The organism is Nitrososphaerota archaeon (assembly GCA_029785825.1).
Lineage (GTDB): Archaea > Thermoproteota > Nitrososphaeria > Nitrososphaerales > Gagatemarchaeaceae > UBA183.
This window is the reverse complement of the sequence record JAFLYY010000001.1, coordinates 661848-677506: the sequence shown is the minus strand read 5'-3', so window position 1 is coordinate 677506 and position 15659 is coordinate 661848. Positions and strand designations below refer to the sequence as shown.

General features: G+C 64.7%; 13 protein-coding genes and 1 pseudogene. 7 read left to right on the top strand and 7 right to left on the bottom strand.

Going from position 1 to position 15659, the window contains the following annotated elements:
- Positions 1-78 precede the first annotated feature (78 nt).
- Entirely contained in the window at positions 79-4002 is a 3924-nt protein-coding gene (locus tag JRN21_03680) for a DNA-directed DNA polymerase I (GenBank protein MDG6988407.1), read from the bottom strand.
- Positions 4003-4097: 95 nt separating this feature from the next.
- Here JRN21_03680 and JRN21_03675 point away from each other — a divergent pair, with 95 nt between their 5' ends.
- Positions 4098-4460 carry a hypothetical protein gene (locus JRN21_03675; GenBank protein MDG6988406.1) on the top strand — a complete coding sequence of 121 codons (363 nt, stop codon included), beginning with the start codon at positions 4098-4100 and terminating at the stop codon, positions 4458-4460.
- Here JRN21_03675 and JRN21_03670 read toward each other — a convergent pair.
- A complete protein-coding gene (locus JRN21_03670; protein ID MDG6988405.1) occupies positions 4457-4981 on the bottom strand; it encodes a hypothetical protein in 525 nt (174 codons plus the stop codon). The genes JRN21_03675 and JRN21_03670 overlap by 4 nt on opposite strands.
- Positions 4982-5084: 103 nt before the next feature.
- Between JRN21_03670 and JRN21_03665 the strand changes: the two genes are divergently transcribed.
- Positions 5085-6539: a glycosyltransferase gene (locus JRN21_03665; GenBank protein ID MDG6988404.1), complete on the top strand. Its 1455-nt coding sequence runs from the start codon at positions 5085-5087 to the stop codon at positions 6537-6539.
- A 258-nt stretch (positions 6540-6797) separates the two neighbouring features.
- Positions 6798-7317: pseudogene (locus JRN21_03660) on the top strand (N-acetyltransferase).
- Between the two features lie 40 nt (positions 7318-7357).
- Here JRN21_03660 and JRN21_03655 read toward each other — a convergent pair.
- Positions 7358-7771, bottom strand: coding sequence for a hypothetical protein (locus tag JRN21_03655; GenBank protein ID MDG6988403.1), 414 nt, complete (start codon positions 7769-7771; stop codon positions 7358-7360).
- A 149-nt stretch (positions 7772-7920) separates the two neighbouring features.
- Here JRN21_03655 and JRN21_03650 point away from each other — a divergent pair, with 149 nt between their 5' ends.
- Positions 7921-8268 (top strand): hypothetical protein, encoded by a 348-nt coding sequence (locus tag JRN21_03650; protein ID MDG6988402.1) that lies wholly within the window; start codon positions 7921-7923, stop codon positions 8266-8268.
- A gap of 110 nt (positions 8269-8378) precedes the next feature.
- Here the strand turns inward: JRN21_03650 and gatE are convergent, their stop codons facing one another.
- From gatE to JRN21_03630, 4 genes are read right to left on the bottom strand one after another with little or no spacing between them, the layout of a single operon-like run.
- Positions 8379-10268, bottom strand: a complete 1890-nt coding sequence (gene gatE, locus JRN21_03645; protein ID MDG6988401.1) for a Glu-tRNA(Gln) amidotransferase subunit GatE — start codon at positions 10266-10268, stop codon at positions 8379-8381.
- 9 nt (positions 10269-10277) lie between these two features.
- The gene (gatD, locus tag JRN21_03640) at positions 10278-11588 is read right to left on the bottom strand and encodes a Glu-tRNA(Gln) amidotransferase subunit GatD (protein ID MDG6988400.1); all 1311 of its coding nucleotides are present in this window, start codon (positions 11586-11588) and stop codon (positions 10278-10280) included.
- A gap of 35 nt (positions 11589-11623) precedes the next feature.
- Positions 11624-13219, bottom strand: coding sequence for a tRNA uridine(34) 5-carboxymethylaminomethyl modification radical SAM/GNAT enzyme Elp3 (locus tag JRN21_03635; GenBank protein MDG6988399.1), 1596 nt, complete (start codon positions 13217-13219; stop codon positions 11624-11626).
- Entirely contained in the window at positions 13216-13374 is a 159-nt protein-coding gene (locus tag JRN21_03630) for a 30S ribosomal protein S30e (protein ID MDG6988398.1), read from the bottom strand. Before JRN21_03630 ends, JRN21_03635 begins: the two co-directional genes overlap by 4 nt.
- A gap of 285 nt (positions 13375-13659) precedes the next feature.
- Here JRN21_03630 and JRN21_03625 point away from each other — a divergent pair, with 285 nt between their 5' ends.
- Genes JRN21_03625 through JRN21_03615 form a run of 3 tightly spaced genes read left to right on the top strand, consistent with a single transcriptional unit; the run spans position 13660 to position 15611 of the window.
- Positions 13660-14004 carry a DUF488 family protein gene (locus JRN21_03625; protein ID MDG6988397.1) on the top strand — a complete coding sequence of 115 codons (345 nt, stop codon included), beginning with the start codon at positions 13660-13662 and terminating at the stop codon, positions 14002-14004.
- Between the two features lie 36 nt (positions 14005-14040).
- Positions 14041-14955, top strand: a complete 915-nt coding sequence (locus JRN21_03620) for a C/D box methylation guide ribonucleoprotein complex aNOP56 subunit (GenBank protein ID MDG6988396.1) — start codon at positions 14041-14043, stop codon at positions 14953-14955.
- Complete coding sequence (locus JRN21_03615) at positions 14952-15611, top strand: fibrillarin-like rRNA/tRNA 2'-O-methyltransferase (protein ID MDG6988395.1); 660 nt, start codon at positions 14952-14954, stop codon at positions 15609-15611. Before JRN21_03620 ends, JRN21_03615 begins: the two co-directional genes overlap by 4 nt.
- The last annotated feature ends 48 nt before the right edge of the window (positions 15612-15659 follow it).

Genomic DNA, 15659 nt, shown 5'->3' with positions numbered 1-15659 from the left:
CAAACGTGCGAGCCCGCCAAGGCGGCCACCGGACGGCGTGCTCGCGACCGAGGCTCCCTTCCGTCGTCCCCCGCGGCGCTAACTCCCCCAGAACAGGTCCAGCGTCGTGGCGCCCATGATCTCGTCGAAGGAGAAGTCCAGGGCGTCGAGGAGCTGGTCGAACATGGAGTGCGCGTACTCGATGTACTTGTCGGGGTCTATCTCGTCGGACCGAGCGAGCTCGGCGGGCTTGACGTAAGGGGGGGTCTTCGTCTTGACGTATGCGATCATCTCCCCCGCCTTGACCTCCTTCCCCCTCTCCTGGAGCTGCAGCGCGGCCCTGACGTGCTGCGGGGTGGTCCCGCTGTACTTGTCGGCGGGCTTCCCCATCATGACAGTGAACGCGAGGTCGATGACGGGGACCTTCTTCCCCTTGAGCTCGTTCAGCATCGTCGTGAGGAGCCCCTTCGTGTCCGTCCGGGCCCGCTCGAAGTCCTCGGGGGTCTTGACCCCGCTCAGGATGTCCAGGGTTTTGTAGAAGACGCGCTTCAGGTACTCCGGGGTCTGGCTGTTGTGCAACAGCGTAGGGAGGTTGCCAGCTACGAACCGCTCGAACGTGGGGATCGAGAAGTCGAACATCGCCTTGCGACCGGGAATCTTCTTGACAGAGACGATCTCGTCGAAACTGACGTCCTTCACGTTCAGCATCGTCGCTATTTTGGCGAGCCGAGCCTTCTCACCTGTGTCCGCTACCTGCATCAACGATCGCAGAACCGAATTGTAGCGGTCTAGGATGGACAGGTTGTAATACCTAGAGTCGTGCATACTGATCCCCCTCATCTTGGCGAGTCCCTTTCGCCGCATGATCTCGCCTTTCAAGGAGAGCAAGCCGTCCGTCTTCAGAGGAAGCAGCTCTTTGTTTCTGGGCCCGAACTTCACTCCGCGGTTGAAGCGAGGTTGCATGAAACCGATATGAGCATAGAATCTTCCCCTGCTGGAAGGCCCGAGTATACTGAGTTGGTGGTAAGCCGATCCCTTCACACGCATGACCCTGATTCGGGTATCAATGTCAAACCTGGCCAGGAGGTAGCCCAGCCCAACGAGAAGAGTCCTGCTCTTAGATGCAATATTGACCCTCTTCCCATCTCCATAGCCGTCTCCGGAGAAGACTCCCCTTAGAAAGGCGGCTACAAATTCCCCGTCGGCGTCATGGACAACGCTCGGGACGTGCTTCGTTGAGCTCGAGCCGCCGCAGAGCCGGTCAAGGAGCTCCGCGTGCAGCTTCGGCAGGTAGTAGGAGTTGGCGCCTCCATCCCTCCGGTAGACCTTGGCGGGCACCTGGAAAAGCGCCCTCCAAGAGGCTTCAATGGCAGAACAGACTTCCGGATTGGCGCGCCGGCTCTGGGTGATGGAGTTGTTTCGTGACCCGGGGGCGCTGCTCGTGTTTCCTTCGGCCACATAGATTCCGAGCAATGTGGCTAGCTCCTCGCACATGGGAAGCACGATGGGGATTGGGGTGGACGATGTAGCGTGCGCTTTCCCGGAATATGCCCTCCCTTCCTTCACTCTGACGGGCGTAACAAGATAGCGCAGGACGGGAAGCGTCGTTGAAGGGTTCCGGGGAGGCACATATTGAACCCCGACGACGACATCCCCCCTCTTGAGGGACCTGGTAGCCCTGCAATGGAGGTGGCCGAAAGCGTCCATTATGTACACGCTATGGTCTCCCGAAAGCACCAGGTCCCTTCCTTTGCTCGTCTCCATCCTGTAGACGTCGGCTACGTCGTGCCGCGTCGCGTCGGAGATTCCTGCCCATGCAGTGTTGAGCCCGTCTGCGACGGTCAGGACTTCGACAGCACTGCCTCCCCTGAATGCCTTGAAGACGTCTCTGACGGTGACAAGCTGCACACGCTCATCGAACCTGGCCAGCATCGGCGTCGCCCCATCGACGGATTTTTTCCCCGTCAGTCCCTTTATGTCCACCGTCCCGTCGGGAAGGACGCCGAAGTAGTTCTTCTTCCTACTGCTGAAGGCCACATACCTGTAGACCTTGTCCAGGTCCAGCTCGACCCCGAGGTCCTTGTCGGCCCAGTGGGATATCGTCAGCACCTGCTCTTTCGAAGGGCTGTGCAGGAAGAGCGAGTCGGTGTCCGAGTAAAGGACGTCGACCCCCAGCTCCTTGCACTTCGATATGGTCCGGGTGATGGCGTCGCGGCCGAGGGCGGCGGTCGCTTCCGCGACCGGGAGGCAGTAGAACGCGAATGACTCGAACCCGAAGCTCCCGTAGGCTCCGTTAAGGTACACCTTGAGGCTCTGCGAGACCACCCCGTAGAGCTCCCTGTCCTGCTTAGAAAGGGTCGAGTCCTTCGCGAGCTGCTTGTAGTGCCCGACCCTCAGGTCCCGGAGAGACCCTATGACGAGGCTGGTGATCCCCTTCTTCCTGATGCACTCCCAAGAATCAGTGTCCGGTATCTTGTTGGCCCTGCACTCGGGGTGGGGGCAGTTGACCGTCTCGTAGGAGAGGTTGTGCACCTTCATCAACGAGGGGTAGAGGCTGGCGAAGTCGAGGACGGACACGTCGAAGTAGACCCCGGGCTTCGGGTCGATGACCAGCCCCCCCTTGTACTTCTTCCCCTTTATGACCGACTTTGAGGACGCTCCCCCCTTCTCGGACAGCTCGTCCTGCCTCGGGATCAGCGCGCCTATCCTTCGGTGCTCGAAGAAGAGCATGCTCCGTATCCAGTTCGAGATGCCCAGCCTCGAGACGTCGTTCATCGGCATCTTCCCGATCCTGGAGATCATGAGGAGGAGCTTCATCACCAGGGAGTCGCTCGTGGACGTCAGCTCGAACGTGAGCTGCGAGTCGTTCAGGCAGTACTCCCCCAGCTTGAGCAGGGGGAGCGCGCCCACCTCTCCCTCGAACTCCAGCTTCGACTTCCCGATTAACGACTCCGAGATCCCCCCGAGGGTGTGGTCGGTGTACCTGTTGCCGAAAGCGTAGACCTGGATCGACCTGTTGCGGAAGAACTGATAGAGGTCCACGTGAATCCCGTGCTTGAGCGAGGCGGCGACCCGCTCGAGCTGGATGGGGTCCTCGTCCTCACCGACGCCGAGCTTCTCCGCCCTGTGCCGCAGATACCTGAGGTCGAAGTCGTCGCCGTTGAACGTGACCACGACGGGGTAGTCCATGATCTTCGAGAGCACCGCTCTGAGCAGGTCCTCTTCCCTTTCGAAGAGCTGGAACCCGAAGGGTCCCCCGTCCAGCCCCTCCGCGCTCCTCTCTCCCTTCAACAGGTAGACCTGCTTCTCGCTCTCGCTGTAGAACGAAACGGCGATGACCTCCCTGTTCGGGTTCTCGACGTCCGGGAGCCTCCCGGGCTCGTTGTCCACTTCTATGTCGAGGGCCACCCTCTTGAACTCGACAAGCGGCTCCCCGAGGAGCTCCGCCCACTCCTTCAGGTAGGGGGTGAACTCAGGAGGGTTCTTCTTCAGGATCTCTTCGAGCGACCGGGCGACCCTCTCGGTGACCTCGTGCCTCACGGCGACCACCTTCCCCTGGGAGGCCCTGTAGTAGGTCCCCATCCTGAGGCCCAGGTCGTAGGCGTAGTTTTCGTAGTACTTGATGTCCGCCTCCCAGGCCCTGATCTGGTCCCGTATGCTGTCGTTCCCCCCTCCTATCGCCAGGGGGTCGGTGGTGACAATCTTCCTCAGCCTGGCCGTGGTGTCGTTGACCAGGTCGAGCCTGTCCTCCTCGGTTATCGCCACCACGTCCTTCCGTGCCCTGATCGCCCCGAGCTCCTCCATCGGGAGCCTTGTGAAGCAGTACGGCCTGTGTCCCGTATTGTCCTCCCAGAGCCAGAACCTCCCCGCCTTCGGGTCATAGAACTTGAGGACTGCCTTCCTGGTGTCGCCGTCATAGGTGGCGGAGGCGAGCAGAGACTCCCCGATCTCGCCGGCCGGCCTCATCAGCCCCGCTAGCTTGGCTGCCAGGCTTGCGGAGGTGGCCAGGGACTGGGCGGTCATGGAGAACTGTCCGACCGCGGGCTTTTCGGCAGATAAGGCTACCTCGCCCGACATGAAGCCATGGTTTATATCGAGACTTACGCCCGCCTTTTCAGATGCCCGACCTCGGCGCCCTGATCAGGGGGTACGCGCCTTACTTCTTCATCGCCATGGGCGTGGTGTGGCTGGTGGTCGCCGTCATCGGCGCCTCGGTACTCGCCGCCTGGCCGGTGGTCGCTTGCTTCGCCGGCGGCGCCCTGCTGAAGCTCCGGCCTGACGCCAGGCTGACGTTCGCCTGGGCCGTCTCGACCGCTGCCATGGGGCTCGTCTTCTCTGCGTACGAAGTCTACGCTTGGTATCCCCTCCTCGGGGGGGCCTTCTCGTCCGTGGCCGCCGTCCCGGTGGCCGGGTTCGCGGTCTTCGCGGTGGCGCACGTCTTCCTGTTCTACGCCGGCGTGGCGCGCCCTACCGTCGGCTAGATGGTGTCGGAGAACTTCCGCAGATAGTACACCGTGTACCCGCTTATCACGAAGAGCGCGAAGAACGACCTGGTGGCGAAGACCAGGTTCCACGGAGTCGGATAGGTGGAGAAGAGGTTGTTGGGGTTGCAGGGGATGTGGTTGGCGAGGTTGGTGGAACACGCGGAGGTGTACGCCGACCCCCAGAGCATGAAGTTGTACATCACCTCGTAGGCCGCGGAGAACGCCACGATGAACCCGAAGAGCTGTATCGTCATCAGCAGCCAGTGGGGCCACTTGGAGATCCTCTCTTCGCCTATCCTGAGCCCGCTGTAGAAGAGGGCCACGCAGGCGACGGCGAAGTAGGTGACGGGCTGGGCGAAGTAGGGGGTGAACGGGAAGTAGACGTTGACCCAGGTCTCCCCCACCGGCTGCCCGGTGAAGTACAGGGACTCGACTATGCCGTAGACGGCAACGATCGCCATGATCGCCAGAGACACCAGTGCGACGACGAGGTACATCCGCCTGGCGCTCTCATCCATGATTTCCCCGACTCTGGCCTTGGCTCTTTAAGCGTTGAAGGGCTCTTGCCACGCCGGGAGGGCCGCCAAGCCAGAAATAGCCTCGGGCTCAGCCGGGCGCGACTTGCCTTTGCTCGACCTCGTCGTCGAGGTCGCGGTGCTCGTGTTCAGCGTCCCTGTGTTCGCTTACTCGGCTTACACCGTCGTCCTCTTCGCCGGGAGCGCCGCGTACAAGGCGCCGCCGACGGCCGTGCCCCTGACTCCTCTCCCCCGGCTCAGCGTCCTCCTCGCCGTCTACGACGAGCGGGACGTCGTGGGGGAGACGCTGGCCGCCCTCGACGCCCTCGACTACCCCCGGGACAGGCTGCAGATAGTGGTCGCCGACGACTCTGACGACGAGACTTCGGGGGTGGTCGACGGGGCGGCAGCAGAGATGCGCGCCAAGGGGGTCGGCTTCGTGGTCTCGAGGAGGAAGGGGAGGGAGGGGTTCAAGGCAGGCGCGATGAACGCCGCGATGGCGAGCGTGTCCGGGGAGTACACGCTCCTCCTCGACGCAGACTCTAGGGTCTCCTCGGGCAGCGTCGCCGACGGGGTCAGGACCCTGGCGAAGGGGGACCTGTCTTTCGTGTCCTTCAGGGTGGGGCACTACAACAGGGAGACGAACCTGGTGACGAGGTCCTACGCCCTCTTCCAGGACACGGTCGACGGGCTGCAGAAGATGGGGTCCACCCCGCTCGGGCTCCCCTATTCTCTGCAGGGAGGTTTCGTCCTCGCGAGGACCGACGCCCTCCGTCAGGTGGGGCTCTGGAAGGAGGGGATGCTCACAGAAGACGCGGAGCTCTCCTGCAGGCTCTTCGCCTCGGGGCTGAAAGGAGGGTACCTCAGCGGGGACCAGCTCCTGAGCGAGGACCCTTCGTCCCTCAGGGTCTGGAAGAGGCAGGCGGCCAGGGTGGCCCAGGGGTGGTCCCAGTGCCTGCGCCTCGACCTGGGGACGGTCCTCTTCTCGAAGAAGCTGGACCCGCTCAGGAAGCTGGGGCTCCTGCTCACCCTCCTCTCCCCATTCGCAAGCCTCAGCTGGATAGTGGTCTCGCTCCTCACGGCCTCGGCCGTCTTCCTCAGGCTCGTCTCCCCGCAGAGCTCCCTCTTCTCGAACCCAGCCTACGTCGTGGCTGTGACCGTCCCCGCGGTGGTCTTCTACGCCGCAGGGGCCAACGCGCTGAGGATCCGGAAGATGCTCACCCCCCGGAACCTGTGGCTCCTCCCGGTCCTCTCTTACACCGTTTCGGGGATGTTCACCATCTCGGCCATCGCGTTCCTGAAGGGGCTGGTCAGCGACAAGGGGACGTTCTTCCGGACCCCCAAGACCGGAGGGAAGGAGGCGGCCAGGGCCGACTCCCAGCCCGGTGAGGGGAGCGGGGTTCTCTTCGCGGAGGGGGCCCTCTCCGTCGCCTCGCTCCTCCTCGCCGTCCCGATGTCCCTCGTGGGGCAGTACTTCCTCTCCCTGTCCCTGCTTGGATTCGGGGCGGTCACCCTGAAGTCGATGGAGCTCTCCCGGTTCTTCGGGGGCCGAAGGCGATGATTCCGGCGGCGCACCCCTTCTTCAGCCTGAGCCGATGGCCAGCGAGCGCCGCTCCGGGCTTCTGCACCTCCCCGTCCATGCCTTTGCCTTCTCTGTGCTCGTCGTCGCCGGACCTTCCCCCCGGGGGGCTTCCCTGGCTCTCCCGTGCCTCCTGGGGAATCCGGAGAGCTCCCTCTACTTCGACCTATGGGAGCCAACGTCCGGCCGTACTGAGCTCTGTGCCGATGCTTTACAGGTAGAACGAGCGCGGAAGCCGCGGTGAAGGTGAGGGATGCCAGAGCTGTTGACATCCCTGCGCTGCTGGAGATCTACGACGAGGCGGTCGTCAACCCTCATGCGACCTTCGGCATCCATCCTCAGACCCTCGAACAGCGGACTGCCTGGTTCGAGGGACACACCGCGAGGCACCCCATCGTGGTGGTCGAAGCGAGAGGCTCGGTGGCAGGATACGCCTCTCTCCCCCTTCAGGGACAGGCCTGCCTACTCCCTCACCGCCGAGAGCTCCTTCTACGTCCGCAGGGAGCGCAGGGGGGCCAGGGCGGGGACGGCAGCGATGCGGGAGGTCCTGGCCAGGGCCGGTCGCCTTGGCTATCACGCAGTGATCGCCGGTATCGTGCCCCCCAACCCGGCGAGCGTCCGGCTCCACACAGGGCTGGGGTTCGAGCACGCGGGGGACTTCAAGGAGGCGGGGTTCAAGTTCGGGAGGTGGTGGGACGTGAGTTTCTACGGGCTGGTTCTCGGTCCCACCGCTCAGGACCTGTCCTTGCCGAGGGTGTAAGGCTGCCCCCTCTACGATTCCAGGGGAGCACCTTTCACAGTCAGATGGCGAAGCGGAGGAACGCGGCGAAGGCGTACGCCGGGACGGCGAAGTAGAGGAACTCGTGCCTGAGGAACCGCCACCCCCTCCCCTTCCAGGCGTAGTCTATGGTCAGGTCGACCATGAGGCAGTCGACGGACACGAGGACCGTTCCGGCGAGCCCGGTCCAGAGCAGGCTCCATACGATCTGCACGAAGCCGAGGAGCACCAGAGAAGCGACAGCGACATAAGCCAGAGGGAGCCCCACGAACAGGACCCTCCTGTGGTGCAGGCGGTGCCGCCCCAGGAAGAACGGCATCGCGACCCCCCTCCGGAACATGGCGGTGCCGAAGCGGTCCAGCGCAGACGCCACGGCGATGACGGCGAAGAACCCGACCGTGGTCCCGAACAGCAGATGCGTATGGATGGCTAACATTCAGGACGCCCCCAGGTTGTAAGAGGCGCTCCTGCGCTTCTATAAAGACTGCTATCAACGGGCCGTCCGCCTGCGCCTCGCCCTGAGCCGTCGGAGGGCGCCGAGACGTTTCTAACGCGTTGAATCATATATCGCTGGAAAACAGATGCGTGCATGAGTCGCGGTACAGCAGGGAAGGTGTGTCGGTGAGCGAGGACCGAGGGTCACCGAGGACGAAGCAGACCTTGAAGTCGGTGAGGGAGATCATAGAGAAGGCCCAGGAGTCCACGGAAAGGGCCCTCCACAGGGCGGCGCCGGTAGTGCAGAAGTCCCTCGGGGCCTCCGTTGACGCCGCCAACAAGGCGTTCATGAAGTCCATGAAGACCATCGACGGCGCGACCGCCGGAGACCAGGCCAGGCTGCTGAAGGCGTACAGGAAGGTCCTGTCCGGGCAGGCCGAGTTCGTTGACTCCAGGATAAGGGCGCTCGAAGAGAAAGGGCGGAAGCCAGCGGCGTAGGTTCAGGCTGCGAGGTCGGGGAAGCACGTTTCGGGCGGGAACTGACGCACTCGTCTGGCGAGGGGAGGCAGACCGGGCCGGGGCCCCTAGCAGAAGGGGGACGCGGCGTCCTATCGGGACCTGTCCGCCTTCTTGGCCGCCTCTGAAACCTTCTGACGCAGGACCTTGGCGACCAGCGAGCCGTCAGCCTTCCCTCGGAGCTCTTTCATCACCTCCCCCATGAGCGGGGAGAACGCGGCATCCCCGCGTTCCGCTATCAGCGCAGATTCCCGTGACACGACCGCCTCGACCACCCCCGTCACGCGGGCCTCGTCGAGCACTTCGCGCCCCGTTGACGCCAGCAGCTCACCCACTGACACCCCTTTTTCCCCGGCGCCCTGCAGGATCTCCGGGACCGCCTCCTTCGCGGCCTTTCCGCCGTCGACCGCCTCGAGGGCAGCCATGAGCGCAGGAAGCGAGAACGACGATTCGGGGACCCCTTCCCTCGTCAGTCTCGCCGGGAGGTCGACCAGGGTCGAAGCTACGAACGATGGCTCGAGCCGGAGCTTTCCGCACGCCCGCACGAACTCGGCCACGAGGCCCGAGTCGTAGACCTTCAGGGCCATGTCCGAGCTCAGGGAGTATCTGCTCTGGAGCGCCTTCACCGTCGATCTCCAATCTTCCGGGACCGCCTTCGCCATCTGCGCCCTCAGGCGCCCCGGGATGGGGATGTCCGGGATGTCCGTCTCAGGGTACATCCTCTGTGAGCCTGGGCGCGGGCGCATGTACCTCGTCTCGCCGGCGTCGGTCGGCGCCCTCGTCTCTTCCGGGACCCCCTCTGTCGCCGCCTTCAGCCTGGAAACCAGGACGGGGACGACCCTCTCCACGCTGTCGGAACGGCCGGCGACGAGCACGAGGCCGTCCTCGGCGCCGCACCCCATGACGTTCCTGAGCTCGTCTGCCTCAGGGCCCGTCACCCCCTGCTTCTCGAACTCGTCGGAGTGTATGACACCTCCCAGCGAACCCGCCCTGGCCACTTCGGCGAGCTCTTTCCCGAGCCTCACCCCCGGCTCCGGCTCCCACCCCAGGAGCCCCGCGAGCCCTCGGGCTGAGATGCAATGCACGACCCCTCCCTGGGCGACCAGCTCCCTGATGACCGGAGACGCCGTCCTCGCCATCGCCGCCGTCACGTCCATCGACCTGCACTGCACCCTCCGCACCCCCTTCGCCCTCAGCTCCGCCGCGACCGCTCTCAGCATCGACTGCCTCCTCCGCTCGTACCCCACCACCTTCGGGATCAGGTTGAGCTTCTGGACCCCCTTCACCTCCACGACCCTCCCTCCTCCCAGGGAGACGTTCATGTCCTGACGGATGGTCCCGAGTCCTCTCGCCGCCTTCCCTGTCGACCTCAGCATGCGGCCCAGGTGGAGCGCGACGGCGCCGACGCGCCCAGGGTCCCCTCTGACCGGCTCCAGCGCTATCTCGACCAGGGCCACGCCGAGCCTGTCCAGGGCGAAGCGCCTGGAGCCGCCGTCCTCTCCGAGGTTCCTCGCGGCGTCTTCCTCGAGGGTGACGGACTGCACCCCCACCCTCTCCCCGTCCACGTCGAACGAGCCTCCCAGACCCACCACCGCCGTCCTCTGGAACCCCCCGGTGTTCGAGCCGTCAATCACTATCTTCCGCATGACGTGCACCTCGTCTATGAAGTTGGAATTCAGGGTGGCGGCCACCAGGAGGGCGGCATCCAGCCCCTCCGCGCTGAGGGGGTGCGGGGGCTCCTCGTCGGCCTCCACGAGGCATGACGACTCGGGGTTCCAGAAGTAAAGGTCGGACTTCCCCTTGGAATACTCGAAGAGGGCGGCGGGGTCGAGGCGGCCCGTCTCGCTCTGTGCCGGACGGAGCCTCCGCTCGAACTTCCCCGGGAACTCCTCGGACTTCACCGGAGGGCAGGCGCAGAAGAGCTTCGTGGGGATGGCCAGCTGCTGGTGTATCTCCAGGCCTACGAGAAGCTCTTCAGTCAACCTGAGCCCCTATCCAGGGAAGGTCCGCGCCGTGGTCTCCCCGGCGACGTCGTGCAGCATCATCTCCTTCGCCCTTTCCCCCTTTGCCCCGGTCCCGAGGACCCACGTCGCCTTGGCGAGGGCGGTCTCGGGGAGCATGTCGCGGAGTGGGACTACCCCCGCCTGCAGGAGGTCTCTCCCCGTCTCGTAGACGTTGAGGTCGACCCTGCCTCCGATGCACTGCGAGGTCATGCAGGCGACCCCTCCGGACTTCACGAAGAGTGCCAGCTCTTTCGTGACCTCCCCGCTCACGTGCCCCAGCCCCGTCCCTTCCACCACTATGATCCGGGCGCCCAGCCGCCGGGCCGACCTAACGGCCTCCGGCGGCATCGAGGGGTAGAACTTCAGCAGCGCGGCGCCGGGGGCGAAAGCCGGCCTCGGCCTAAAGGAGCCTCCCCGCGGAGGCAGGCCTTCGGATACGTACTCGAGCCCACCCTTTCCCCAGACGGCCGCAAGCGGGACCCCCACGGAGACGAAGGCGTCTCTCCTGCTGGTGTGGTTCTTCCGGACCCGGGTCCCCCTGTGGAACGCGATCTTGTCGTCACTCTCCCCGAGGTGCATGGCGACGTACACGCCGGAGAACTTCGCTGTGCCTGCCACCGAGACCGCCGCGACCAGGTTCAGAGGGGCGTCGGACGACGGCCTGTCAGGCGAGCGCTGGGCGCCGACGAGCACTACAGGTACAGGGATCCCCACCAGGGCGAAGCTGAGCGCCGCCGCCGTGTAGCCCAGGGTGTCCGTGCCGTGGGTGATTACGACCCCGTCGACCCCTTCATCCACGGCCCTGGCCACCCTCTTCGCCATCTTGGCCCAGTGGCTCGGGGCCACGTTCTCGCTGAGTATATCGAACATCACCTCGGCCTCGACCCTCGCCGCGCCTGAGAGCTCCGGGACGAGGGCGCGCAGCTCCGACTCTGACACGGCAGGCTTCACCGCCCCTGTCCGGTAGTCGATCCTGCTGGCGATCGTCCCTCCGGTGCCGAGGAGCGCCACCCTTGGGAGCCCCTCCGGAGACTTCGGGGGCGGGGGCGGGGAGAAGGAGGGCTTCTCTCCCTTCGACTTCACGGCGGCCCTCCCGAGGCCGTCGAGGCTGAGGCCGACGTTGTACCCTGACTTCAGCTTGAGGACGACGTGGTCTCCGTCGCCGTAGAGATACCTGGGGACGAGGGTGCCTGTCACCGCCCCCCATTTCGTCTGGACTTCGAGCACGTCACCGATCGAGGCCTTGGCGGATTGCAGGAAGCGGAGGGCGCCCCCCTTGTAGCCCGAAAGGTCCCCCATGCGAACAGTCCCGCGCTTCTCCGGTCTTAAATCGTTTAGCGAAGGCCCTTCGCCATGTACGGGCCGTCCCTTTCGTACCCGAGCCTCCGGTAGTACCCTCTGGTCCCCACGGCGCTTATCACGAGGACCTTCCTGGCGCCGAACTCTGACGACGCCGCTTCCTCCATGCGCTCCAAAAGGGACGCGCCGATCCCCCTGTGCTGCCACGCGGCGTCCTCCTTCTTCCCTATTCCCACCACCACCCCGTATACCCTGAGCTCCCTAACCACCGCGCCCCCCCTCATCTCCGTTCTATGGGCCAGGGGAGAAGGGGCCCTCATCCGGACGAAGCCTGCGATGGTCCCGGACCTTTCGAACTCGAACGACCCGAAGACCTCCTCCCCGCCCGAGGCGGTGTAGCGAGCCTCCCTGTAGGTCAGGGAGTCGTCCCTGCCGAGCGCCTCCGGGTCCCTCAGAAGGACTTCTCTGCACCTGATGCACCGGCATGTTATCCCCTTCTCCCTGGCCCTCTGCAGGACGAGCTGCCTGAGGTTCCCGTCCTTCACCCCGCCCTCTATTTCGGCGGCTGGTATCTCTCTCTGTATCCGCATGATCCTGTGCCAGGGGGGGACGAAGCCCTTCATGTCGCTGAGGAGTTCGACCACCGTCTCAAAGGGATACGGTTTGTAGAGTCCCGCGCTGAACTGCTTCGCCAGCGCCGTCCCAGGGACCACAAGCGTCGGGTAGAGCTTTGACATGTCGGGGCGGAAGGCCTCGTCATCGAAGAGCCTGCGGAGGTCCTCGAGGTCTCCGTCAGGGGTGGCTCCGGGGAGGCCGGGCATCATGTGGGCCGTGATCTTCAGCCCTGCGTCCCGGGCGACCTGGAACGCCTTCGCCGCATCCTCGACCGTGTGCCCGCGGTTGCTGCGCAGTAACACCTCAGGCCTCAGGCTCTGGACCCCTATCTCGACCCTCGTGATCCCGTGCCCGAGCATCAGGTCCACGTCCCTCGGTCTGCACCAGTCTGGCTTCGACTCGAGGGTCAGCCCCACGCACCTGCTGGCCGCCGTCTCGTTGGCGGTCTGGGACTCTGAGAGCGTCCCGGACACCGCGCCGTTGAGGCCGTCGTAGATCCCCTTCACGAACGCGGTCTGGTATCCCGGATCGAGCGCGATGAACGTCCCCCCCTCTATGATGGCCTCCACTTTCCCCACGGCATGGCCGTTGGCGACGTACTTGGCGAGTGACTTCTCGACCTGCAGGCGCGGGTCGAACCGGACCTCGAGCGCCGACTGCATCCCCGGGCTCTGCGGCAGGTACGACTGGGGGGTCCCCTGCCGCGGCCCTCCGGGGCAGAAGACGCAGGTCCCGTGGGGGCAGGAGAAGGGAGCCGAGAAGGCGGTGACGACGACGATGCCTGAGGCGCTGCGCCTCGGGTGGACGCGCAGGAGCCCCGCGCTCCGGTCCCTGTCCCCCGGCGGAAGGTGGGCAAGGATCTCCGCATTCGAAGGGTACCTGTCGAGTTGGAAGTCCGCCGCGGCCCTCTTCTTCAGCTTCTCCAGGTCGCTCCTCGTGCGGACCGTCCCCCTGGCGACTAGCTCCGCTATGTACGAGGCGGCTTCCTGGAGCCTGTCCAGAGCCTGCGCTGTCACTGTCTGATCCAGTTCTGGCCGGGCTTGCGCTTCAGGGTGAAGCGCTTCTCGTAGGTCCGCTTGTTCCTGACTTTGGGGATCTTGCTTTCCTTTGGTTTCCCCTCGAGTTTCGGAGTCTGGGATCTAACCTTGCCAGCCTTCGTGACTGAAGGCAGCCAGTTTGAGGCTGGTCTGCTGACTTCCGTGGGTCGGCATTCTTGCTCTAACCTCCTGAGTACAGGCGACCGTCTTCCGCATTTAATCTTTCTGAGGACGGTCCGGGCCCCGGCGGCCCCCGCCTTCTCGCCGGGGACGTGCTCCTCCCGGCTTTCAGTCAGACGCGCTCCGGGTCAGGGGCGCCCTGAGACCACTGGGACAACCGATAAAACGCCCCGGCCGGTCCGGGGACAGTCGAGGGAGGAGGTTCCGCAGCTGTCTTCGCCAGGAGGGCGGTCGTCTTATTGATCAAGATAGGGAAGTCGGTCTACTCGCCGCCCGAGGCCTCCGACGGACGCAGGGTGCTGGTCATGTCGTTGTGGCCCAGGGGAATCTCCAAGGACAAGGTCGATGTCTGGATCAAGGAGCTCGGGACCCCGATGGACCTCGTCAGACGCAGGAAGGCCGGAAAGGTCGACTGGCCTGAGTTCAGGCGTGAGTACATGAGGTCCCTGAAGGGGAAAGAGGCCATCGTCGAAGGGCTTGCCCGGGAGTCAAAGAAAGGGACCATCACCCTCCTCTGCACCGAGAAGGACCCGTCGGAGTGCCACAGGTCCGTCCTCAAGGAAGCCATCGAGTCGTTTCTGTGAAACCCTTTAATCACGTGAGGGTCGAGCGCCCTCAAGTTGTCCATCGAACCGACGCCCGGATCCCCTGAGTTCGAGGCGCTCCGCCAGAAGAGCATAGCCGAAGCGGAAGCGGCGATACGCGAAGCATCATCCCGCCCCGACCTGCACCTGGTCCAGGCGATACAGGCCCTGGACGACACTGACAAGCACCTCAACGTGACGGCGACCCGTGCCTCCGAGTGGTACGGGCTCCACTTTCCCGAGCTGATCCAGATGGTCCAGGACAACATCGCCCTCTGCAAGATGATTTCAGAGATAGGGGGACGGGAGGGGTTCTCGAAGGAGGCCCTAGCCGGCAGGGGGTTCACCGACAAGAAGGTCGACGCGATTTTGGAGGCCAGGGACAGGTCCAAGGGCGGGACCATCTCGGACGGGGACATCGGCAGGGTGAAAGCGCTCGCCGCGCTGGCGGTGCAGCTGAGCAACCTCAGGGGCGGGCTCGACGAGTACGTCGGGTCACAGATGAAGAAGGTCGCCCCGAACGTCGCGGAAGTGGCGGGAGCCACCATAGGCGCCAGGCTCATGGCCAAGGCCGGAGGGTTGGACAGGCTGGCGGTCCTCCCGGCGAGCACGATCCAGATCCTGGGGGCCGAGAAGGCCCTGTTCAGGTCCCTCAGGACGGGGGCGAGGCCTCCGAAGCACGGCATCCTCTTCCAGCACCAGGCGGTCCACACCGCCCCCAAGTGGCAGCGGGGGAAGATAGCGAGGACCCTGGCCAACAAGATAGCCATCGCCGCGCGGGTCGACTACTACCGCGGGGCCGAGGACGCTTCCATCAAGGCAGGGCTGGACAAGAGGCTCGAGAGCATCAAGGAGAAGTACAAGGAGCCTCCCCGGCGGAAGCCGGAGCCCAGCGGGAGGCCGAGGAAGGAAGGAAGGCCTCAAAGGCGAGAGAAGTTCAGAAGGAGATGACGCGCCTCCTCAGGGAGGAGAGGAACGGAAGGAGCGCCCTTCTGACGATGAACCTGGCGCCGGGGAAGAGGGTGTACAACGAGGACCTCGTCGTCAGAGGAGGGGTCGAGTTCCGGACCTGGGACCCTTTCAGGAGCAAGCTGGCCGCAGCCATGCTGAAGGGGCTCCCAGACGACATCGTCCGCGAAGGGTCCAGGGTACTCTACCTAGGGGCGTCGACGGGGACGACCCCTTCGCACGTCTCCGACCTCGTCGGCCCCAGCGGGCTGGTGATAGGGGTGGAGTTCTCTCCCAGGGTAGCCAGGGAGTTCGTGGAACGCGTAGCCAGGGAAAGGAGGAACGTGGTCCCCTTCGTCGCCGACGCCAGGGACCCATCGAAGTACTCGATCTCGAAGGTTGACGTGGTGTACTGCGACATAGCCCAGCCGGACCAGACAGAGATAGCCATCGCGAACTGCAGGGCCCTCCTCGCGGGGAGCGGGACTCTCCTCCTGGTGGTCAAGGCGAGGAGCATCGACGTCCTGAAGGAGCCGGAGCGGGTGTACGCGGACGAGACGGCCAAGCTCGAAGGCGCCGGGTTCAAGGTCAGGAGCGTGACAGAGCTCAGCCCATTCGAGAAGGACCACGCGCTGGTATACGCGATCCAGGCTGGCTAGCATCGGAATCCGGGTGGGGCGACGGTCAGGCGTCGCGCGGCCTCCGAC

Bases quoted from the DNA above. Each gene is read 5' to 3' on its own strand.
- JRN21_03680 (MDG6988407.1), bottom strand. From the start codon at position 4,002: ATGACCGCCCAGTCCCTGGCCACCTCCGCAAGCCTGGCAGCCAAGCTA.
- JRN21_03675 (MDG6988406.1), top strand. From the start codon at position 4,098: ATGCCCGACCTCGGCGCCCTGATCAGGGGGTACGCGCCTTACTTCTTC.
- JRN21_03670 (MDG6988405.1), bottom strand. From the start codon at position 4,981: ATGGATGAGAGCGCCAGGCGGATGTACCTCGTCGTCGCACTGGTGTCT.
- JRN21_03655 (MDG6988403.1), bottom strand. From the start codon at position 7,771: ATGTTAGCCATCCATACGCATCTGCTGTTCGGGACCACGGTCGGGTTC.
- gatD (MDG6988400.1), bottom strand. From the start codon at position 11,588: ATGGGGGACCTTTCGGGCTACAAGGGGGGCGCCCTCCGCTTCCTGCAA.
- JRN21_03615 (MDG6988395.1), top strand. From the start codon at position 14,952: ATGACGCGCCTCCTCAGGGAGGAGAGGAACGGAAGGAGCGCCCTTCTG.